16 protein-coding genes are annotated in these 22,037 nt (G+C 63.0%); 14 read left to right on the top strand and 2 right to left on the bottom strand.

Annotated features, from left to right (window positions below; translation table 11 throughout):
- On the top strand, positions 1 to 471 hold a 471-nt coding region (locus KY465_RS18055; RefSeq protein ID WP_219203521.1), incomplete at its 5' end, for a DUF4376 domain-containing protein.
- A 20-nt stretch (positions 472 to 491) separates the two neighbouring features.
- Here the strand turns inward: KY465_RS18055 and KY465_RS18060 are convergent.
- On the bottom strand, positions 492 to 662 hold the full coding sequence (locus tag KY465_RS18060) for a hypothetical protein (RefSeq protein ID WP_219203522.1): 171 nt from the start codon (positions 660 to 662) through the stop codon (positions 492 to 494).
- A gap of 253 nt (positions 663 to 915) precedes the next feature.
- On the opposite strand from KY465_RS18060, the gene KY465_RS18065 reads away from it, so the two are divergent.
- From KY465_RS18065 to KY465_RS18090, 6 genes are read left to right on the top strand one after another with little or no spacing between them, the layout of a single operon-like run.
- Entirely contained in the window at positions 916 to 2,712 is a 1,797-nt protein-coding gene (locus tag KY465_RS18065) for a hypothetical protein (protein ID WP_219203523.1), read from the top strand.
- On the top strand, positions 2,709 to 2,969 hold the full coding sequence (locus tag KY465_RS18070; RefSeq protein WP_219203524.1) for a hypothetical protein: 261 nt from the start codon (positions 2,709 to 2,711) through the stop codon (positions 2,967 to 2,969). Before KY465_RS18065 ends, KY465_RS18070 begins: the two co-directional genes overlap by 4 nt.
- A gap of 3 nt (positions 2,970 to 2,972) precedes the next feature.
- Positions 2,973 to 3,992 carry a hypothetical protein gene (locus KY465_RS18075; protein ID WP_219203525.1) on the top strand — a complete coding sequence of 340 codons (1,020 nt, stop codon included), beginning with the start codon at positions 2,973 to 2,975 and terminating at the stop codon, positions 3,990 to 3,992.
- A 12-nt stretch (positions 3,993 to 4,004) separates the two neighbouring features.
- Complete coding sequence (locus tag KY465_RS18080) at positions 4,005 to 4,538, top strand: hypothetical protein (protein ID WP_219203526.1); 534 nt, start codon at positions 4,005 to 4,007, stop codon at positions 4,536 to 4,538.
- Positions 4,539 to 4,552: 14 nt separating this feature from the next.
- A complete protein-coding gene (locus tag KY465_RS18085; protein WP_219203527.1) occupies positions 4,553 to 5,413 on the top strand; it encodes a hypothetical protein in 861 nt (286 codons plus the stop codon).
- A gap of 12 nt (positions 5,414 to 5,425) precedes the next feature.
- Positions 5,426 to 15,826, top strand: a complete 10,401-nt coding sequence (locus KY465_RS18090) for an LPD38 domain-containing protein (protein ID WP_219203528.1) — start codon at positions 5,426 to 5,428, stop codon at positions 15,824 to 15,826.
- A gap of 106 nt (positions 15,827 to 15,932) precedes the next feature.
- Here the strand turns inward: KY465_RS18090 and KY465_RS18095 are convergent, their stop codons facing one another.
- The gene (locus KY465_RS18095; RefSeq protein ID WP_219203529.1) at positions 15,933 to 16,529 is read right to left on the bottom strand and encodes a hypothetical protein; all 597 of its coding nucleotides are present in this window, start codon (positions 16,527 to 16,529) and stop codon (positions 15,933 to 15,935) included.
- Between the two features lie 23 nt (positions 16,530 to 16,552).
- Between KY465_RS18095 and KY465_RS18100 the strand changes: the two genes are divergently transcribed.
- From KY465_RS18100 to KY465_RS18130, 7 genes are all read left to right on the top strand, one after another.
- Entirely contained in the window at positions 16,553 to 18,931 is a 2,379-nt protein-coding gene (locus tag KY465_RS18100; protein ID WP_219203530.1) for a cell wall hydrolase, read from the top strand.
- A 20-nt stretch (positions 18,932 to 18,951) separates the two neighbouring features.
- Positions 18,952 to 19,833, top strand: a complete 882-nt coding sequence (locus tag KY465_RS18105; protein ID WP_219203531.1) for a hypothetical protein — start codon at positions 18,952 to 18,954, stop codon at positions 19,831 to 19,833.
- Positions 19,830 to 19,997, top strand: a complete 168-nt coding sequence (locus KY465_RS18110; protein ID WP_219203532.1) for a hypothetical protein — start codon at positions 19,830 to 19,832, stop codon at positions 19,995 to 19,997. Before KY465_RS18105 ends, KY465_RS18110 begins: the two co-directional genes overlap by 4 nt.
- A complete protein-coding gene (locus tag KY465_RS18115) occupies positions 19,997 to 20,278 on the top strand; it encodes a hypothetical protein (RefSeq protein ID WP_255561820.1) in 282 nt (93 codons plus the stop codon). Before KY465_RS18110 ends, KY465_RS18115 begins: the two co-directional genes overlap by 1 nt.
- Before the next feature lie 146 nt (positions 20,279 to 20,424).
- Positions 20,425 to 20,883, top strand: a complete 459-nt coding sequence (locus tag KY465_RS18120) for a hypothetical protein (RefSeq protein ID WP_219203533.1) — start codon at positions 20,425 to 20,427, stop codon at positions 20,881 to 20,883.
- Positions 20,873 to 21,118, top strand: coding sequence for a hypothetical protein (locus tag KY465_RS18125; protein WP_219203534.1), 246 nt, complete (start codon positions 20,873 to 20,875; stop codon positions 21,116 to 21,118). The genes KY465_RS18120 and KY465_RS18125 overlap by 11 nt, the downstream gene beginning before the upstream one ends.
- A gap of 14 nt (positions 21,119 to 21,132) precedes the next feature.
- A complete protein-coding gene (locus KY465_RS18130) occupies positions 21,133 to 21,417 on the top strand; it encodes a hypothetical protein (RefSeq protein ID WP_219203535.1) in 285 nt (94 codons plus the stop codon).
- Positions 21,418 to 22,037 lie beyond the last annotated feature (620 nt).

Here is a 22,037-nt window from a genome sequence, read left to right on the forward strand (position 1 = left end):
ATCGCTTCTGACGGCCTGACCCGCGTGGATATCCCAAGCGGCGCAGACTGGCAGGTCGGTGGAACGTGGGACGGCTCGGCCTATTCCGATCCTCCCGGTCATGCGGACAAGGTGCAGGCGGCAAGGGCTGAAGGCGTTAACGCCGAGCGCGAGCGCCGTATTCTCGCGGGCAAGGTGTTTCCCATCACCGGCTACGGCAGCACCATTCATCCCTCTGGCGACGACAAGACACAGACCGTCTTGCTTGCCCTGAAGGACAGCGCCCGCGATCTGCAAGCCGCGAATGTCACCGACGCCGTTCTGCCATTCCGGGACATGGATAACATCACCCACAATCTGACAGCCTCGCAGGCCATGGAACTGGTCAATCTCGGCAAGGCATGGGTGACGGACCTCTATGAAGCAAGTTGGGACCTGAAGGCGACGGACCCCATCCCGGCAAACTACGCCGATGACAAACACTGGCCGTAGGCTCCGCGCCTTCTTCTGCGCTACAGCAAAAGATAAGCCAGCCAGATAACCGCCAACAAAAGCGCCGCGATTGCCAGCCTGCCAACAGCATCAACCGCAGCTTCTGCGCGGTAATAGGCGCTGCCCGTTAGGGGCTTTCTATATACGCAGTAAACGGCAAGTGCCGACAGGAACAGCGGGATAGCAACCATCAAGATTCCTTGCGTGTAACATGCAGGTTATCTCGGGGAGTCTTGGTGGTCAATGGGGTGCTCTATGCGGGCTTTCTTCTGCGCAACCTCCATCATCATCAACCGGGCTTTCGGCGGTTTGCCGGGTGAAACTCTATGCGCCCGGATTGCTGCGAAGCACGGCACCGACTGCCTGTTCTGCCGCCTCGTCGGGCTTTTGATGCTCGAGCCCGATCATTGTGCAAACCAGTTTCTCGACGTGGAGTAGCGCCTGATGCCATTCTTTCCGGTCAAGGTCCCGCCTGGCGTGGTGAAGGTCGACAGCGACCTGGCCGCAACCGGGCGCTGGATCGACGCCGACAAGGTGAGATTTGTGCGCGGTATGCCGGAAAAGGTCGGTGGCGTGCAAAAGCTCATCACGGACCAGTTCACCGGCATCGCCCGTGGTGCCAAGGCATGGAACACCTATGGCGGCGTCAACTGCCTTGCCTTTGGCACAGCCTGCAACCTCTATCTGGTGCGCAACGGCACCCTGAATGAAATCACACCCTATCGTTCCGATGCCACTTCAATCTCGCTGACGAACCCCTTCGAGACCACCAACACCTCGGCGATCGTCACCGTCACCGACGCCTCACACGGCATCGAAGCGGCCGGCACCGATGTCGTGTTCTCCGGCGCCTCGGCAGTCGGCGGGATTACGATCGACGGGGAATATGCCGTCACCGAAGTGGTCGACGCCGACACCTACACCATCACGCACTCCTCGGCCGCTACCAGTTCGGCGACCGGCGGCGGATCGGTCACGGCAAACTATGAACTCAATTGCGGCAACGTCGACCCCACCACCCTGCTCGGCTGGGGCGTGGGGGGATGGGGACAGGGCTATTGGGGCACCGATGTCTCCGCTTCCTCGGCGATCACCGCCGATATCACCAGCTGGGCGCTCGATCCCTATGGCGAGGACCTGGTGGTCAACCCGCTCGATGGCGGCATCTACATCTACGATTCTTCTGCCGGTGTGCAAAGGCCAACGCTGCTCTCCAACGCGCCGGCTGTCTCCCGCTACGCCTTCGTCACTGGCGAGCGCTACATCTTCGCGCTGGGCTGCACCACCATCGCCGGCAGCCAGGACAACATGACCGTGCGCTGGCCGGATGTCGAAGACAATACCGACTGGACGCCCTCGAGCACGAACACAGCCAATGAACGCAAGTTGCAGGGCGGCACCCGGTTGATGGCAGGCTCATCGCTCGGCGACGGGCTGGCTCTGGTGTGGTCGGACGCGGCCTGTTTTCGCTTCCAGTACACTGGCTCCAACGAGGTCTATGCCAGCAACAAGATCGCCGATCACTGCGGTCTGGTCGGGCCGCTGGCCTTCACCGCTGCCAACGGGCAAGCCTTCTGGATGGGGGCCGGCGAGTTCTGGATGTATGCCGGCTTCGTGCAACCGATCCCCAACGCACAGGATGTTTCCGATTGGGTCTATCGCAACATCAACACCACCCACATCTCCAAGTCGTTCTGCCTCTACAATCCGTTGTTCAACGAGGTGTGGTTCGTCTTTCCAACAGGAGTGGCGACCGAGCCCGACACCTATGTGCATGTCAATCTCGACACCTTCGCATGGACGCCGGGGACATGGGATCGCTCGTCTGCTGCACAATATTGGACCGGCGAGCGCCGCCCGGTGATGTTCGGCACCGACGGCTATGTCTATCTGCATGACGTTTCCACCAACCCGGACGAGGATTCGTCGGCAATGGAGGCCTATATCGAGTTGGGCGCAACCGACATCCAGGGCGGCAATTCCTCGGTCGATATCTTCGGCTTCGTGCCTGACTTCCAGCGCCAGACCGGCGACATGACGCTCTACATCTGGGGCCGGGATCATCCGCGCGACAGTGACTTCATGACCGACACCGTGACCATCGAGAGCTCCGACAAGCTGGTCGACACCCGCTGCGCCGGCCGCCAGTTCGGGTTCAAACTGACCACCAACACGCTTGGCGGGGATTTCCGGCTTGGCAAAAGCGCGCTCGAGGTCTCCGGCGCAGGGAGCCAGCGATGAAACCACTGGCGCTGGGCCGCCCGCCCTTCAACACCGCTGCATCCGGCCCGGAGGTCCGCTGGCTGACGGAGGCCATGGCCGAGGTCAGGAAGGCCAGTCACGAGCAGGTCACGGAACAAATCGCCGACGCCTACACGCTGTCGAACTTCACAGAAACCCGCACACTCGACGCCTCCACCGCCACCGCGTCCGACATCGCCAACGTGCTCGCCACGCTCTTGTGGGACATGCAGAACCGCGGCGTCAAACGAGGATAGACCATGGCCACCACATCAACCAGCGCTTCGACCCTGCCCGACTATCTCAAGGACCCGCTTAAAAACGCGGTCGGAAGCGCCGAGGACTTCCTCAACTCCGAGGACAATTACGTCTACGGCTCCAAGCCGGGCGAGAGCCTTTACACCGGGCTGACCGACCAGCAGAACAAGGCCATCGGCAATGCCGACTGGCTCGCTGATCAGGACATGGATCAAATGTTCAATCTCGGCGAGGCGGAAGGCCTGTGGCGCGACTATGCCGGCGCAGGGCCTGCCACCATTTCCGGGGACTTCTCCGGCGGCCAGATCGACCCACTCGGGCGCATCGTCGACGAGGACGGGTTTCTGGGCTCCATTTCCTCCTACATGAACCCGTACCTCGAGCAGGTGCTCGCGCCGCAAATGCGGGTATTGAACGAGCAGAAAGAGCGCGATCGCCGCACGCTTGGCGCCTCTGCCGCAATGTCCGGCTCCTTCGGGGACGCCCGGCACGGCATCTCCGAATCCATGATGCGCGATGACGCCAACCGCGCCGCCATGGAGATCGCGGGGGCCACCCATGCGGATGCGTGGAACCAGGCAATGGGGCTGCGCTCCAACGACATGGGCCAGGAGTTCCAGCGGCTCGGGACCAACCTGCAAAGCCAGAACGCCGGACAGGACCGGGCGCTGACCACCGCGATCAACAATCAGCGCGCCGAGCAGGTCGCCAATGATGCAAAGGGCACGGCGGCCTCAGCGCTGGAGGGCATTGGCGATAGTCGCTTCAACCTGTTCTCCGACATCAACGATGCCCTGTTTAACGCGGGCTCCATTCTCCAGCAGGACAAGGAAGGCCAGCGCCAGGCGGTCGAGGACTTCCAGAAGGCGATCAGCGAGAAGCGTTACACCGATGCGCTGCGCCTGATCGGCGTCGTGCAGGGCGTGCCGCACGAGACCAAGACCACCTCGACATCGGAAAGCAAATCGAACTCGAGCGGATGGGGGCTGGCAGGGTCCGTCCTCGCCGGTCTGTTCGGATAAGGAGACGAGCCCATGGGCATTTTCGATTCAGTCGGCGACATGATCAGGGGCGTCTACGATCCGGCGCCTTCGAACAACAACAGCAACAGCACGGACGAGGCGTTCAAGACCCTGATCTCGATGCTGTATATGGGCCCTGAATCCTTTCTCAAGGACGGCAGCCCGAGCATGGATGACGAGGGCGACCGGCTTCCTCACCTGCTTAATGACATGCGCCAGGCGCAAAAGCAGGGCGTGACAGGGTTCTCCGACGCAATGATCGCCAATCTGGGACTGGATCGCCCGGCCTACGGCTACGATCCGCAATCCCCGCTCCCCCGATCGGGCATGGCTGGAGGAACACCGGGCGGCAGCGGGCAGCCGCGACCGCAGATCGATCTCATTCGCGAAAATGCCCCGGTGTACGAGAACCCGCCGGCCGTTCAGCCGACAGAGCCGGAACCCGAGCCTGCACCGAATCCCCCGCGCCAGTATAACTACGGCCGATCGAACGGCGGCGGCGCGCTCGACAATGCCGGGGCGCCGGGCTTTGGCACCTTCTGGTAACGGGAGCCTGAACAATGAATGATTTTTTCCGCGCCCTCGGCGAAGTCCTGAATGGCGTTGCTCAGGCGCAAGCCCCCCAGCAGGGAGCATCCCCGATGCCCGCTGCCGCCGCGCCGAAATCCCCACGTTCAATGGCGCCGCTCGCCCTGCCGCAGATCGGCCCGATGCCTCAGCCGCGCCCTCAGTTGCCGGGCGGCACGTTCACGCCCAACCGGCAGGACCGCAACGCTCCCCAGCCTCAGCCCGCACCGCAGCCAGCGCCAAACCCCGCTCCCAGTCCCGGCATGATGGTTCAGGGGCCTCTTGGGCAGCTGTTTGGCGGTCGCAGCCCGAGCGAACTCATCCGCTCGATCGGCGCAGGGATGGCCACGATCGATCCGCACAATGACGACCCGCTTTCCACCTTTGGCCGCGCCGTGTCGGGCGTGAGCCAGTATCGCGACAATCAATCATCCTCTGCCGCACAGGCCGAGCAGACCAACCTTGAGAACGCCCGCAAGGCCGCCGATGCCGAGATCAAGTCCGCTGCCGAAAAGCGCGCTGCCGAAAAGCATGATCTCGACATGAAGAAGACGCGCCTCGAACTGGAGCGGACGGCCCGCCAGAGGGGGCTCGACCTGAACACCGTGCTGCGGATCGAAAGCATCGCACAGGAGGCGGGCAAGGAAATCCCGCTCTTGGAGGACCGCCGCCGCGTCGTCGAGGCAGAGCGGGAACGCCTCTACCGCCTGGCGGAAGCCTCTCAGGGCATCTCCACCGGGCAGGGCATTTCCGGCAAGGGCGGGCTTTCTGCGCCCCAGCCGGGCCATGTCGAGGACGGCTACACTTTCCAGGGCGGCAACCCCAGCGACCCGAACAGCTGGATCAAGAATTAAGGCAGATGCTGAATGGCTGAATCCGCGCTCAAGCCCTGGGAGAAATACGCCCAGAAGGCTGTCACTCCTGCATCGACCGGAAAGCCATGGGAGAAGTATGCCCAGCCGGCCGTGGCCGATGGCGAGGAGGCGGGCGGCGGCATCTTCCTCAACGAGGTTGCCAAGAGCGTCGGACGTGGTGCGGTCAAGGCCGTCGGCACCGGGCTCAAGGGGCTTGCCGCCAATCAGGCCGAATCCCCGACCGAGCAGGCGACCTATGATCAGTTGATCTCCGAATTGCCAAACATCTCCTCCATGAGCGATGAGGAGTTCACGGACTTCAACCGCCGGGCCACTTCGGAACTGCGCGGGCTCAACGGTCTGCGGCTGATCGCCAAGGCACGGCTAATTCGTGAGGGCGAGATCGAGCCCGACAATGAGCAGATGTCGCTCGACGTTCTGCCCGACACCCCCATTGAGGAAACCGGGCTCTACAAGGCGGGCGAGGCCACCCAGCGGTTTGCCGACCAGAGCATGCCGGTCGCGCCCGATTATGAGGGCGGATGGACCCAGACCCTTGGTGAAGGCGCGGGCTCGATGATCCCCTTCCTTGCCGCGGCACTGGTCGGCGGCCCCGCAGGGGGCATTGCGCTTGGCACCGGGCTTGGCACTTCGCTGTCTGCCGGCGAGGCGGTCGAGCGCGCCGTTGCCGCAGGCGCGGACCCGCAGGAAATCATCAATGCCGCCGAACTCGGCAAACTGCCGGGTCTCTCCGAGCACCTGCCGATGGAAACCCTGCTCGAGCGCATCCCCCTGCCGTTTGCCGGCAAGGCCGCCTCCATCATCCACAAGATCGCCGCACAGGCGGCAGTGGAAGGGGGGCAGGAAGCGTTCCAGCAGGTCGCCCAGAACCTCATCGAGCGCTATGTCTACGACCCCGAGCAGGATATTTCCGAGGGCATCCTCGAGGCCGCGACCGTCGGCGGCATCCTTGGCGGCGGGTTCAAGGCCGGTCAGCAGGCCGCCAGCGGCGTCAAGAACGCCATCAAGGGCAAGCAGCCCGCCCCCGATCCGAGTGCGACGGTCGAGACAGGGGGGCCTGACCTTCCCCTCGAGTCTCCCGTCACACAGGACGCCGCCGTAGATGCTGGTGCGCCTCCTGGCCAGCAGGCGGCGTCCGCCATCTCCCCCGAAGCCCGCGCCATTCTTCGCCGCTCGCAGATGACGGACGAAGACATCGACGCCATGAGCCCGGAGGAAGTTTCCGCCGAGGTGGAAAACGCACGCGCTGCCGGGGTTGCCGTCAACGAGGCGATGATCCGCAAGGCCGCGGAGTACCAATCTCCCGAGACACAGCAGCAGCCCCCGGCCATGGAGCGCCTGGACGATCCTGCCGCCGCCGCGCAGCGCATGGCTCAAACCTTCGATCCCGACCGCAACCGCCAGCAGATCGCCGAAGACATCGCATCTCAGGTGCGGGTTGATGAGGATGAACTCTATCCGCGGCGTGCGAAAGCTCGTCAGATGCAGGCCGATTTCGAGCGGAAAAAGGCGGCCGGCGAAATTGAACCGCCACGCGGCACCCGTAATCGCCCGACACTGATCGAGACGGACGACGCCATTGATGATGCCGACCTGATCGTCAACCCGGCACCAACCGTGGCGCAGAAGGAGGCGGGCAACTATCGCAAGTACCATGCGAAGATGCACGGGTTTGACATTTCCATCGAGACGCCGAAGGGCGGCGTGCGCGAGGGCAGGAACCGCAAGGGAGATATCTGGCAGACCCGGATGCCGGCCCACTACGGCTATATCAAGCGCACGGAAGGGGCCGACGGCGACCATGTGGATGTCTATGTCGGGCCGAACGCCAAGAGCCAGCGCGTCTATGTCGTTGACCAGGTGAACGAACTCAAGCAGTTCGACGAGCACAAGGTCATTATGGGCGTTGGGTCGGTCAGCGAGGCGCGCGATATTTATGCTCGCGGGTTCTCTGATGGCCGCGGGATCGATCGCCTTGGCGCCATCACGCCGATGTCAGTCTCGGAGTTTCGCAAATGGCTCCGGGAGGGCGACACGAAAAAGCCGCTCCGCTTCGGTCAATCGCAGGTGCGCACCAATGACGACGGTTTTCCGATCGACAAGAACGGGCTGGTCAAGAAGCCCGAAAGCCTGATCGAGTTCCTGGCCCGCATGGGGGGAGTGCGGGACGAGACCGGAGAACTGGCCGCAATGGACCTCACGAGACGCAAGACGGGTTTCGTGGCCGGCGCTGGGCCCTTGGTCCGCAAGAACGGAATGACGCCTGACAAGGCCCGTGAGGCGGCAGTGGAGGCCGGGTATCTGGTCGACCCCGGTGAAGGCGAGAACCGGCCAAGCGAATCCTATGTTTCCGATCTCTATGACGCGCTTGGCGAAGATGCCGGCTCCCGTGAAAAGTTCGCGCATTACGATGCCGATTGGGAAGCGGCCTGGCGCGCACAGCAGGGGCAGGAGGAAGCAAGCGCGAGGGAGGAGGAATTTTCCGACGTGCTTGATGAGGTCGCGAAGGTTCTGTCGATCGATCGTGACGATGATTTTGCGCAAAGTGTCGCCCGTGCTATTTATGAGGAAGGCGGAGACATCGGCGATGTTGCCGAGCGGATCGCCATTCAGGAGGCCGATCAAGCCGAGGCTTCCGTTGACGAGGCCTTCCCTGACATTCCGTTTTTCGAGGATTCACCCGATGAAGTACACGCCGGAACAGCATCTGAAAGCGGCGCGACAGGTGGAACGCCAGGCCAACACGGAGAAGGACCCCGAGCGCAAGGCGAACCTCAAGAAGGTGGCGCGACAGTTCAGGATCGTGGCGAGGGCGGGCCGCAAGATGACCGCGAAGCGGATGACAGCGGACGTGCTGGAGAGAGCGCAGGCGAAAGCCCGGCAGCGGTAGACGATTTCGACCGAGGCTTCAACGAGGGCCTTGCCGAACTCACCGAGGAGCCCGGCGCCGACGACAAGCCCCAGACGGTCATTCCGGGCGCGGAACGCATTCCCGACAAGCAGAAGGCCGAGCGCGAGGGCGAAAAGCCCCTGAAGGCGAAGAAGCCGCAGCAAGAGCCCGGCGGCATGTTCGACGAGGCCGAGACCGCCCCGCAGCTGTTCGACAAGCTGTCAACCCCCGAGGCGACGGCGAAACCGAATAAACCCACCCCGAAACCGAATTCGGCCAGCACGAAACCGAATTCGGTCAGCGCCAAGCCTTCCCGTGGCAAGAAGCCCGATGCCCCGAAGGACAAGGCCGGCGACAAGATCGATGACTTCGGCGAGACCCTGCACGGCGCGCGCAAGCATCTGGTGGCCGAGTATGGCAAGACCCTCGACGAGGATGTCGACCTCACCACCCAACCGCTGTCCAAGGTCTTCCCTCAGCCGAATTTCGAGAAACTGGCCGAGGCCGGCGTCGACCGTGACACCCTCGCACTGGTCGCCGTCATGCGCGACATGGTGCCGCCCAAGCCCCGCAAGGCCTACAAGGTCAAGCGCTGGGCCGAGCAGGTGGACGTGCTGCGCGATTTCAGCGCCAAGCTGATCAACGGCGAAATCTCCCCTGACACCCTCCACGAGAAACTGGAATCTCCCGGCAATGCCCTGCTGCGCCCCGTGGGGTGGACGGCAAAGGCGATCCGCGATGTCGAGCCCTCACGGCTGCGAGAGGCAGCGGGCTTCCGCATCAAGTCGGGTGCCTACTCGATGTTCGCTGGCGAGCGGTTCAGCCCCAGCCGCACCATCTACGACCTGACCACTCCGTCGGGGAGGAAGGCGCAGGCCAGCACTGGCGCCATGCAGGGGCTCATCTACGACCAGGACATCGACAAGATGATCGAGAAGGCGCGGGACTTCATCACCGCCCATCTCGCCAAGGGGCCTGTTGAAGCCCCCACCCGCTCGAAATACACCCCCCTGAAAATCTACCGCAACACCAAGACCGGCGACATCTATCTCGCCTTCAAGGTGCGCAGTTCGGTCATCAAGGTGGTCGGCGGATTCGAGACGGTTCAGGATGCCATCAAGCACCGGGATGAAAACAAGGATGCCCTGCAAGCCAAGATCGACGAGATGCGCGCGGGACCGAACGAGCGCAATGCAGAGAACCGGGAGCGCACCGGACGCGATCGCCGCGATGGCGACATCACGCCGGAAGCGTTCTCCGAGGCCTTCGGATTCCGCGGCGTGCAGTTCGGCAACTATGTCGAGGGCGGCCGCCGGCAGGGAGACCTCAACCGGGCCTATGATGCGCTGCACGACCTTGCAGAGGCCATCGGCATCCCGCCTCGTGCGCTCTCACTCAATGGTCAGTTGGGGCTGGCCTTCGGCGCCCGTGGGCGCGGTGGGAAGAAATCGCCTGCGGCGCACTACGAGCCCGGCAACATCGTCATCAACCTGACCAAGAACTCAGGCCCCGGCTCGCTGGCGCATGAATGGTTCCACGGTGTCGACAACTACTTCGCCCGCGAGGATGGCCGCCAGGAGTTCATGACCGAGGCTACGGACGCGGCCCGCTCGATCCGCCCCGAGGTGCGCGAGGCTTTCGCCAAGGTTGCCGAGGCGGTGGAGAGGGGCGGCTATTTCGAGCGCGCCAAGGAGTTCGACAAGGCCCGCTCCAAGCCGTATTTCTCCACGATCCGCGAACTGACTGCCCGCGCCTTCGAGCGGTTCATCATTGACCGGCTGGAAGAATCCGGGGTGCGCAACGACTACCTCGCCAACATCGACACCGAAAGCGGGGTCTACCCGACGCCCGAGGAGATGTCTGGCGGCATCCGGGCAGCCTATGATCGCCTGTTCGACGTGATGGACAGCAAGCCCACCCCGGAGGGCAACGAGCGGCTGTATTCCCTGCTCAAGGCCCGTGCAGATCAGCCGCCGGTGTTCTATTCCGCGCTTCTGCAACAGGTCATCAACGCCAAGCAGGGCTCCGCACAGGCCAAGGACTGGAAGGCGATCATCGCCAAGCTGCCGGGCGTCAAGCGGGCGGAAATCGAGTGGCTGGGGATCGAGGAATGGCTCGACACGCAGGAGGGCCAGCAGGTCAGCCGCGAGGCGCTGGCCGACTATATCCGCGCCAACCAGGTGGACCTGGTGGAAGATGTGCGCTCCGGCGAGGAGGTCGAGTACAACTTCAAGATCGAGATCGGAGAGAAGACCGATCCGGACCCTGGTTTCCTCGAGGAGCAGGTTGAGTCTCTGCACCTCGACGACGCCATCGCAGAGATTGCTGAGGCCGAGGACATCGACCCTGAGGATGTGGATCGGGGCGAGGCCATGGAGCGCGCCGTCGAGATGGCGGAGGAGGCGTACTGGAGCGACCCAGATGGAGATTTCGCGGCGACTCTCTACGACCCCGACAGCGGGATCTCGTTCGATGGCTACTACAATTCCTATGATCGGGATTACTTTTTCAGCGAGCTGATGGACGGCGAGAACGTCGACGAGCAGACGGCCATCGACCTCGCGGAGAACTATGCCCGCAAGAACGCGACAAATGCCGATGCCGTCGGCCCGGCGCTGCACGAGACCTACACCGAGCGGGGCGGGGAGAACTACCGCGAACTGCTGCTGCGCGTGCCCGACCTGCACACGACCGGGAAGAACACCCAGAAATGGGAGGTTGGCCCCGACGGCATCGGCCGAGAGGTTTCCCCTTCCAAGCGCCCCTTCGTCCAGCGCGGCCACTTCGAGGAGGAGAACATCGTTGTCCATGCGCGGGTGAAGGACCGCACGGACGTGGACGGCAACAAGGTTCTGTTCGTCGAGGAGATCCAGTCAGACCTTGGGTCGAAATGGCGCAAGGGCACTGAGCCCGAGGAGGTCACGGCGCTGCGGCGGGAGTTGGAGCAGCGGCGGCGGGAACTGAACAGCGATATGGACAAGGCGTGGGCAGATATGCAGCGCCGTGCAGAAGAACTGGCAGGCCCTAATGTCCCGTTGCACAGGCTTTCGATAAGGGAGATGATCGGGGAGGCGCGGCCAAGTGAGCCGAGGCTTTATGAACCGCAAGAAGTTCAAGAATTTGTGGCCTCACTCCAAGGCGACCCGGAGTTCCGCAAGTCGCTGGAAAGGCGCCAAGCCATAATTGACCGGGCGGACGATATCGATTCCGCGCTGATCAATCTCGGCACGGAAAAGACCATGGACCCCTCGGTCCCCGACACCCCCTTCAAGGACGAGAACTATTACGTCCTGATGGCCAAGCGCCTCCTGCGCGAGGCGGTCGACAAGGGCTATGGCAAGCTGGCGTGGACTCCCGGCTACATGCAGGCCGAGCGCTGGAACAAGGCGGCGCAGAGCGTGGTCAACAGCGTCTCGTGGGCCACCGCCCGCAACGGCAACCGGGTGGTCACGCTCAACATGAGCGGCGGATCACCCCGAGAGTTGCAGGTCAGCCCCGGCGGCGTGATCGAGAGCGGATTTGAAGACGCCGAGGGCAAGCCCCTCGCCACGCTCATCGGCCCCGGTGTCGCCAAGGAAGTCATGGGCGAACCATCCGGCACCGTCTCCGGCCAGAAGATCACCTTCCCCTCCAGCGGCTATGCCATCGCCTATGACCAGCACATCCGCAAGGCGGTGACAAAACTGGTCAAGCGCTACGGCGTCCGGGTGCGGGAAGATCGGGGACTGAACGACTTCACCACGCACGAGGGTCAAGAAGACGCCCTTGCCGAGGCCATCAAAGACATGGGCATGACGGAGGCGGCCGAGCACATCATCTCCACCTTCCCGAAGTCCGACACCGCCCTTGCGAAAGACCTCGCGCAGCGCTTGCGGAAGAAGGCGGCCGACCCCCATGCATGGCCGCACGACATGGTTCCTCTGGGCATCTCGGCAATCGGCCGCCCCAGGATGCTCGAACTGTTTGACGTGAAGGGCAACCCCGTCTGGTCGGTCGAGATCAACGACGCCATGCGCGAGGGCCTGCGTGAGGGCCTGCCGCTGTTCGATGCCCGCCAGCAGGGCCGCATGGCCCAGCCGCCCTCCGCGGTCATGCCGGCAGAGGAAATCGCCGAGATCCGCCGCATCGTCCGCGAGGTCTCCGGGCTGGATGATGTCATCTTCATGGAGCGCATCGAGGCCCCGGCAGGTCTGGCCGATTGGGGCAACGCCGCGCCCATGGCCGCCGCCGGCTACTATGACCCGGCCGATGATGTCATTGCCATCTCGCTGTCGGATGGAGATCGCACCACCGCCTATCACGAGGCGTTCCACCGCATCCAGAACCTGTTCCTTTCTCCCCGCGAGAAGGCGGTGCTGGAACGGGAGTCCGAGCGGCTGCGCCAGATCGTCGCCGCCTCGATGCCGGACATGGATGTCCGCCAGATCGGCCAGATCGAACTGGAGGCAGAGGCCTTTGCCCTCTATGCCGAGCAGATGGAAGGTAACCGGGCCACCGGAATCAGGATGCACACCGGCATCCGTCGCGCATGGAACCGGATCATCCGCATCATGCGTGCTGTCAGAAACGCGCTTCGCGGTTTTGGCTACCAGACCGCCGAAGACATCTTTGAACGCGCTCTCCGCTCTGATATGGCCGAAAGAGGCAGCAATCAGCGGCGAGGGGACCCCCGCATCCTCTATTCCCTTGCCCCGGCCAGCCGCTCCACGGTCCCCGACCACATCGAGCCGCGCAATTCGCCCGCCGCCCTTCTGGGCCAGCGCCTCGACAAGGCCGTTACCGACATCAAGAAGATGTCCCCCAAGGACCGGCGCCATGCCGAGGACGGTGAAAGCGCGGGCGAATGGACGCATCGCAAGTGGGTGGATTACCTCCATCCCGTCCGCATGATGCAGGAGCGGGTGGCCGGCAAGGGCAATCTGAGCGACCTCAACGACGCCTATCTCAATGCCCGGCTGGCCGAAGATGCGGCGCTCGCGGAAATTCAGGAACTTCACGATGTCTATGTGGTGCCTGCCCTTGAGGGGCTGGTTGACGCCGGGGCCTCCATCGAGGAACTGCACGACCTGCTCTATGCCGAGCACGCTCAAGAGCGCAACCGGGTGATCGGCGAGCGCAACCCGGAAGACAGCGACCTTCATCGCGCCATCACCGACCCGAGCGTCAAGGGTGCCTCGGGCTGGTCGACCAATGAGGCCAACGAGACCATTGCCCGGCTGAAAGCCGACAAGCAGAAATACCGCGCCCTGCGCCGGGCGGCCGATGGTGTGCGCGCCATGCTCAAGGCCAATCTTGCCCAGCAGCGCCGGGCGGGGCTGATCTCCGCCGAGACCCATGACCTGCTCACCCAGCAATGGCAGAACTATGTCCCGCTCAAGGGCCATGACGGCATGGACGATCAGGGCAACTGGCGCCCCTCCAAGGGCAAGGGTTTTGACGTGCGCGGCGACGAGTTCCACGCTGCCGTGGGCCGCTATTCCGAGGCCGACAATGTGCTCGCCCATGCCATCAGCCAGGCAGAACTGACCATCCTGCGGGCCAAGAAGAACGATGTCGGCAAGGCGATGCTGCGCTTCATCAACGAGTTCGATCCCGAAGGAAAGACCGTCGCCGAGGTGTTCTGGTCAGGCACCGACGAGATGGGCGAGATCCACCGCATCCCCGATGTCTACAAGCGCGTGCTGGGCAAGGACGGCAAGGTGCAGCACCAGAAGGTGCCCAATCCCTTCTCCCGCCTCGATGACGTTCTCGCAACCAAGGTCGGCGGGAAGGTCTACTACATCCGCTTCAAGGACGAGAAGGTCGGGCTGGCCCTGCGCAAGATGGGCAAGGTGGAACTCGACGCCGTATCGAAGCTGATGCGCAAATATGTCACCGGCTGGCAGTCGCTCATCAACACCCGCGCCAACCCCGCCTTCATCCCGGTCAACATCATCCGCGATGCCCAGACCGGCGCCGTCCACCTCCTCGACGAGGGCTTCAACAAGCGCGAGGCCATCCGGGCCATTGCCGACATCCCCAAGGCATGGGGCGCGTTGTGGCGCCGCCAGCGGGGCAGGAAGGGCGATGGCGAATGGGATCAGGCGCTGGCCGAGTACGTCAAGGCCGGCGGCAAGATCAACTTCGATGCCCGCATTCAGGATTTTGACCAGCAACTGGCCTCGATCCAGAAGCAGACCCGTGCAGCGGCCGGCGACATGTCGAAACTGCGCACCGCATGGGAATCGCTGGTCAAGTTCGTCACCGACCTCAACGATGCTGGCGAGAACGGCATGCGCCTCGTGGCCTTCAAGATGGCGCGCGAGAGCGGCAAGACCCCCAAGCAGGCGGCGTTTATCGGACGCGATCTGACCGTCGATTTCAAGAAGCACGGCGAGATGAACCCGCTGGTCAACTCGTGGTTCGTCTTCTTCAACGCCGCGCTTCAGGGCAACTACAATATCGCCCGTCGCCTCAGCACCTCCAAGGCTGTGCGCAAGGTGGTGATCGGGGCGATGTTCGGCGGCATGATGCAGCACTTCTGGAATCTTGCCATGGCCGGCGAGGACGAGGATGGCGAGAGCCACTATCTCAAACTGCTGCGCAACGAGCCCTATCGCCTTGAGCGGCAGATGCTGTTCTTCATTCCCGGCACAGATCAGTATGTCTCCTTCCCGCTGCCCTACGGTTACAATGCCTTCTGGCATCTCGGCGCACAGGGAGGGGCGATCACATCGGGCGACAAGGACATCCTGCCGGGGCTGCTCGATTCCTTCCGGGTGTGGGTGGAGGCAATGAACCCGATCGGTTCGGGCTCACTATCGACCATGCTGGCGCCTACTGTGGCGGACCCAGCCGTCGAACTGCTGGAGAACAAGAATTTCTTCGGCGGTGAGATCTACCCGGCAGCCAATCCTTTTGACCAGTCCCCGGCACCCGACAGCCAGCGCGCCTGGCGCTCCACCCACCCCATCGCCAAGGATGGGGCGGAATGGCTCAACTGGATCACCGGTGGCAACGAGATTGAATCCGGCGCCATCGATATCCACCCCGACACGCTTGAGCATATGTGGGGCTATTTCACAGGCGGCATTGGCCGCTTCTTCGCACAGGGCGTCGAGACTGGCCAGCGCACGCTCGAGGGCGAGTTCGAGCCCAAGAAGACGCCCTATGTGCGCACCTTCTACGGGCAGATGGATGAGCGCAGCCAGAAGAACGAATATTACCGCCAGCGCGAGGCGGCCCTGACCGCACGCGGGGAACTGAAAAAATATCAGGACAAGGGCGACCGCGAGGATCTGCTCGACTTCCAGCGCCGGCACGCGATCGAGATCAAGGCGATTCCGGCCTATGTCGCGGCAGAAAAACAGCGGCGCAAGATCAACAAGCAACGCCGGGCGATAGAGGGATCATCCATGACCGCAGCCGAGAAGAAGCAGCGGCTCAAGGAACTGGAGCAGGTTGAACTGGAGATCATGCGCCAAGCCCGCACGGCGTTCGCCAAGGCCCGCAAGGGCAACTGAGAAATCACCGCACTTTTAACCACCGCACCTCTCGAATGGGTGCGATGATTTCGGACGCAATGCGCCCGTCAACTCCCTCAGCGGGACTTTGAGTGAGTGTGGAGGATCAGTCGTCGGCTACCGGAATCAGCCGCTCGCCGTTGGCGTAGACGCTCTGGTTCGAGGCATGGATGTCAAACAGGCTGTTGTCCTCGCAGAGGATCATGGTGGCCGGTGCGCCCAATTTGCCATGGATGGTGCAGCGGGTTTTCCCGCGATCGCCCGGCCGGCGGAAATCGAACAGTGCAGAATCGAACCAGAACTCGACGCCGTTGCGGGCGCCGACCCACTTCTTGAAGCGCATGAACTCCGGGACCGCCAGCGATTCGTAGAAATAATTGATCATCCGCACGCCGTCGATGGTGATGTAGTCGTCGAAGACGTTGACCACCCGGATGTCCTTGTTGAGGCATTTGTAGAGCGTGGTCGAGGTCCCGTTCTTCGGGTTGATGGCATCGCAGGCGTCAACGATGGCGTCGGTCTCCGGGACCGTGATGACGAGATCGAAGGCGACCCCCTCTAACGCCGGGTATGCCCCGACCGGAGTGTCGAAATGCGCAAGCATCTCGTCGTCGCGGTCTATCCACGCGCCCTTCGTGATGTCGAGCGCATGAGCGGGAATTGAGAGCCCGAGCAGAGCCAAAGCAGCAAGCAGAGATTTCATCCTTAATCCTCCAAGGTGCCCCTATGCCGAAGATCGCCAACACAGTCGCAGATGTCGTTCTGGGCGAAGCCGTGAGCGGCAACCGCGATGAGCGCTACGAGGACATGCTGCACATTGCGAGCGTAATTTCAAATCGCTCCCTGTCGCTCGGCATTACTCCTCAACAGGTGGTGGCCAACCGGAACGAGTTCAACGCCTATGGCAAGAAACTGCCTTCGGGGGTCGAGCGCTACCGCAGCCTTGCAGAGAAGGCGCTGAACCAGGTTGCGACCGTCGGGCCCGTGACGGACGCGAAGTTCTACGCCACTCCGAAAGCCCAGCACAATCTCCCGCCGGGGCTGGTGCAGGTGACTTCAACCAAGGGGCACAACTATTTCGTGGACCCACTGAACCGGGCGGTCGGCACGGCCATCGGATACATCCAGCCGAGCACGGTGAACCTTGCGACCGGAGTGGGCGTCCCGACACCGGTTGCTCGCCCTGACCAGGCGACAGCGCTTGCCTCATACGCTCCGACGCCCGAAGCCCGCCCCGACATGCTCTCCGCGCAGGTGGCGCCGGCCAACAAGGACCCCGGCTTTGCGTTCAAGACCAATGCCGCGCGACAGGGAGTGGCGGACTTTGCCCCGGAGATGTCGGAGTTGTTTTCCGAGATCGCCCGCGGGCTGAAAGATCCCGGCGCCTATACCGTCACCTCGACATCCGAACCTCGACCGGGGCTGGCGCAACTGACCCATGTGCGCGACCGCGGCGCTGTCGACTTCCGCACTCGCGACAAGAACAAGGAGGAACTCGACGAACTGGTGGCCGCCGCACTTTATGCGCCCGGAACACAGTCGATCGCCTTCAACCATAACCCGAAGGCCCCGCACATGCATGTCGGCACGTCGGCAGCCTATGGCGCCGGTCTGCTGCCGGGCAGCGATACAAGCCGGCTCTCTGAGGACATTGCCGACAGCCTGAGAAGTTGGAGCGATTCTCTCAAGACCGGTGCCGAGTACGCGCCCCCCGTTCCTGAGGCGCTTGCTCCTGTCCCCTCGGCGGCCCCTCGCTCTCCGAGCAATGTGGCAACCCCGTCGCCGAACGCCAACCAGACATCGACAGGCCGGCTGTCTGCCGAGTTCAGCCCGGCGCCAGCAAGCCAGACCGGTCTCAGCCCCTCCCAGCACGCCGACCTTACGGCCTCGCTTAATCAGCAAGCCCAAGACGTGTCTGCCTCCAACCTGGCGAAGGATGTCCTTGGAGAGCAGTTGAGCCGGCAGGCGGCTTCCATTCAGTCCGGCACCTACGCGCCCGATCCCGACACATCGTTGCGCGCGGACATGCTTTCGGCCACGCCCGCTCCGACCAATGTATCCGCGCCGGCCGCCGCTGCCCCCTCTGCCGCTGCTGCTGCCGCCGCGCCCGCACCATCTGACAGCTACTACAATTCACCACGCGGATCGCAACTGGCAGCGGATGACGTGAAATCGCGGGAAAACCTCGCCAAGGACGTGCTCGAGGCCGCGCTGACCAAGCAGGCCGCAAGTGTCAAGGCGGGAACCTATGCACCGCCGACCGACACGTCCCTGCGCAAGGATATTTCAACCCCGATCGCTGCCGTGGCGCCGCCACTGGCGCCGCCCCGCACCATCGCCCCGCCGCCAACGGTGACGCCCTACACTCCTGACCCCGCACCGGCTCGGGCTCCGGCTCCCAAGGCCCCGCCAGCCAATAGCGCCATGGATGTCTGGCAGGGCAGGGCCATGACCGGCACGGCCACCAATGGAAATCAGGTGTCGCGGAATCCCGATGGCACGGTTTCCATGACCAGCGAGAAATACGGCTACACCGAGACGATGAACCCGGACGGCTCGTATCGCTCGACAACGGCTCCGGGGCTGTTCGGAATTGATGCGGCGGTGCGCTCGATGTTTTCGGACATCAATGATCCGCTGGCGGCCACCATGTCCTCAATGGGCTTCAATACCGGCCAGCAAAAAGCCCCGACGCAACCCGGCTTCCCGGCCGCTCCCGGAACCACCGGAGAGACGAAGGCAGACGACGATCGCGGTTTTCTCGAAAGCCTGTTCACCGGGGAGAATTTTGGACGGCTGGCGGGGGCCACCATCGGCGCCGCATTGCTCGGCCCGACCGGGGCAGCGCTGGGCGCGAAATTGGGCGGTCAGGTCGGCGGTGGTCGGTCGGGGCAGCAACAAGAGTCGGGCAACTTTTTCAGCGATGTGCTCGGTGGATTGTTCGGCGGGAATGCCGGCGGGTTCCCCGATGCGCCGACCGGTAGCGGCACGTTTGGGGGATATGATCCCGCCTACGCAGAGGGCTTTGCAGAGGCTGCCCGCAGCGGCGCGCTCGGAGCACAGGCACAGGCTGCCGCCAACAATCCCGGCGGCGGTCTCTACTGATCCAACCAAGGAGATCCATCATGAACCGGAAAGCATTCTTCGCGTCGCTGCGGCGGCGTGAGAGTGGCGTGTTCGGCACGTCCCTATCTCAGAAGCAGGTGCAGGGAACAGAGGCCATCATCAACGAGGCAGAGAAGCGTGGGACGCCTCTCAATCATCTGGCCTACATCCTCGCGACCGCCAATCATGAAACCGGCGGCAAGATGCAGCCGATCCGGGAGAACCTGAACTATTCAGTGAACGGGCTGCTCAACACTTTCGGCCGGCACCGGATCAGCGCGGCAGAGGCTCGCAAGTATGGTCGATCCGGATCTCGGAAGGCCGATCAGGTCGCCATCGCCAACATCATCTACGGCGGGAAGTTTGGCCGCGAAAACCTCGGCAACACTCAGCCGGGCGACGGATGGCGCTTTCGCGGCGGCGGTCTTCCGCAGATTACAGGCCGGCGCAATTTCACCTTGCTCGGTCTGGTCAACAGCCCCGAATTGGTCACTGACCTCAAAACCTCGGTTCGAATGATGTTTGACGCCATGGAGCGGGGCATCTTCACCGGCAAGAAACTGACTGATTATCTGACCAACTCGCGAACCGACTACAAGGGCGCCCGGAAGATCATCAACGGCACCGACAAGGCCGCGAAGATCGCCGCGGAGGCGAAAGCCTTCGAGACGGCGCTAAAGGCCGCCGGATACACCGGCAATGTGGTCAAGCTCGAGCCGACACCCGTTCCCCAGATGGGCAGCGCCCCGGAAACCACCCCCATTCCCACACAGCAGAGCCCAGACAAGCGCAAGGTGCCTGCCGGGGCTGTACCCCTCGCCGTAAGCGCTGGCGGCGCTCTCGCTCTCCTGTGGGGCAGATGGGCGGAAATCACCAACTGGATCGGAGGACTGTTCCAATGAACAAGTATCGCAAATTCTTCGCCGCCCTGATCGGCGTGTCTGCCCTCATGGCCATGCGTCAATTCGACGTGGAGGTCATGGGCTTCGAGCCGATTGTCCTTGAGATGATCGTCTCGGCTCTCACTGCTGCCGGCGTCTATCAGGTGCCGAACCGGAGCGAATGATGTCCCTGCTCAAACTCATACCCGGCGCCAAATGGCTTCCCCTGATCGGGGGTGCTCTCCTCGGCGCTGTGGCTGTCTCTGGCCCCATCTGGCTGATCGCATCGCACAGCGGTGCTGTGGCGGAACGAAACCGCATTGAAGCCAAGGCCGCCAGGGCGGCACTGGAACGCATCGAGGAAATGGAGAAGAACAATGCCGAATTTCGCAATCTGCCGGATCGCGAGCGCTGTGCTGCTTTCATGCGGGATAGCGGCCTGCCAGTCAGTGAGTGCGACGACTGAGGGAGCGGGCTACCAGTTCGTGCGTTTTACCCATACCGACGCCGCACGCGCCGCATCCCTCGATCCGACAGCAGGCCCGGCCATCGCGGCGAATAACAAGCGCTGCCGGCAGGACAAGGCCTGCCGCAAGTAAAGGATAGGCCGTCATGCTTTCCCACTTCACGCAATCGCTGCGAGAGACCTTCCCAAGCCGATCATCGGAATGGGCTCTTGCCGTGATTATCCTCAACTGGTCGATCGTGCTCAGCGTGACCCCGGACCTGTTCAATGACCGCATCGGCTATCATGCCCTCTTGCAGGTTGCTGGTCAGGAAACCTGGGCGCTCCTCTGCTTTATCGTCGGAACGGGACGCCTTTCGGTTCTGGCCATCAACGGGGCATGGAGGCGCACCCCGCATTTGCGGGCGATCGGCGCGTTCATCTCCTGCGGGTTCTGGTTTGGCCTGACCCTCGGCTTTGGCCAGAATGTCAGCTGGTCGACGGCGATGGCCGTCTATCCCGTCCTGATGATGCTTGACGCCTATAACGTGTTCCGGGCGATCACCGACGCCGCCATGATCGACAATGCCTATGCAGGGGCGCGGCGCCGTGGAGATGACAGCTGAATTGATGGTCGGCGCCGGGGTAGGAGTGCTCGCGCTCCTGTCCGCCCTTGGCCAATACCTGAAAGTACGCCGGTCGGGCGCGCAACCAGCCCCGCCCCCGACGCAGGAGCAGACCGAACGAATCTCGAAAAGTCTGGACCGAATGGCGGTCGCCCTCGAGACGATCGCCGACAAGCGGCAGTCGGAAATGCACGACACCCTGCACGCGATTGCCGAAAAACTCACCAAGGGGTGATCGGAGAACCTGCCATGAAAATCGTCCTCTTTGCCGCGGCCATGATCGCCGCGACGATCTCGCATGCGTCGGCTCAGCAAATGGCCTGCGCGCCATTGAATGACATGGCCAAAGTCGCGGCTGAATTCGGCGAGAAGCCCATGGCGACGGCACAGACCCCCAATGGCACGCTCATAATTTTCGCCAACCAGAATACGCAGACATGGACGGCGATCGTCACTGACGGCGGGCGCGCATGTCTGGTGGGCACAGGGGGGGGCTTTAAGTTGGCTCCTGATGCCTTCGGTGCGCCGACCTGATCCCCTTGCCCATTTAGGCGCCCCGTGACATCCAGAGGGCATGCCCGACAAGCCAACAATCGAAACCCGCACATTCGGCGATCTGATCCGGGAGCGGTTCAAGCTCACCGGGTATTGCAGGCCCTGCGGGATGGTGAGCCGGGAACTGGATCTTGAAAAAATGCCGCCCGATGAAGTCTATATCGGACGGCGGTTTGTCTGCCGGGACTGCGGGGCCACGATGGAGATCAGCGTGTCGCCTCCGGCATGGGGGAGGTAGGCTAAGAGGTTTCGCGCTTGATCAATGGCGGCAGGCTACGGAGCCTTATAAACCCGCGCGATCTGCAATCCTTGCACTCCCCGACATACTCATCCCTCCCTTCGCTGTAATAAAGCCCGGCCACATTGAAATACGGGTGCAATCGCTCCCGCTTGCGGCGGAACTCACCAGAGCCATTGCATGCGGGGCATATCCTTTCAGCTAGAGCTGTCATTTCTCCATTCTCTCTCCGTTCTAGGGGCGTCGAGTAGGGGTCGACACCCTCCAGAGTGCTAAATGATCCCTGGATCAGGTGGTGTCTGCACCCCGTTCCAGAGGTTGAGACAATCATCCAAAAAGTCATCAGACACGGTTACTCCGC

It is taken from the genome of Neohoeflea coraliihabitans, assembly GCF_019334345.1.
GTDB classification, from domain to species: Bacteria; Pseudomonadota; Alphaproteobacteria; order Rhizobiales; family Rhizobiaceae; genus Pseudohoeflea; species Pseudohoeflea coraliihabitans.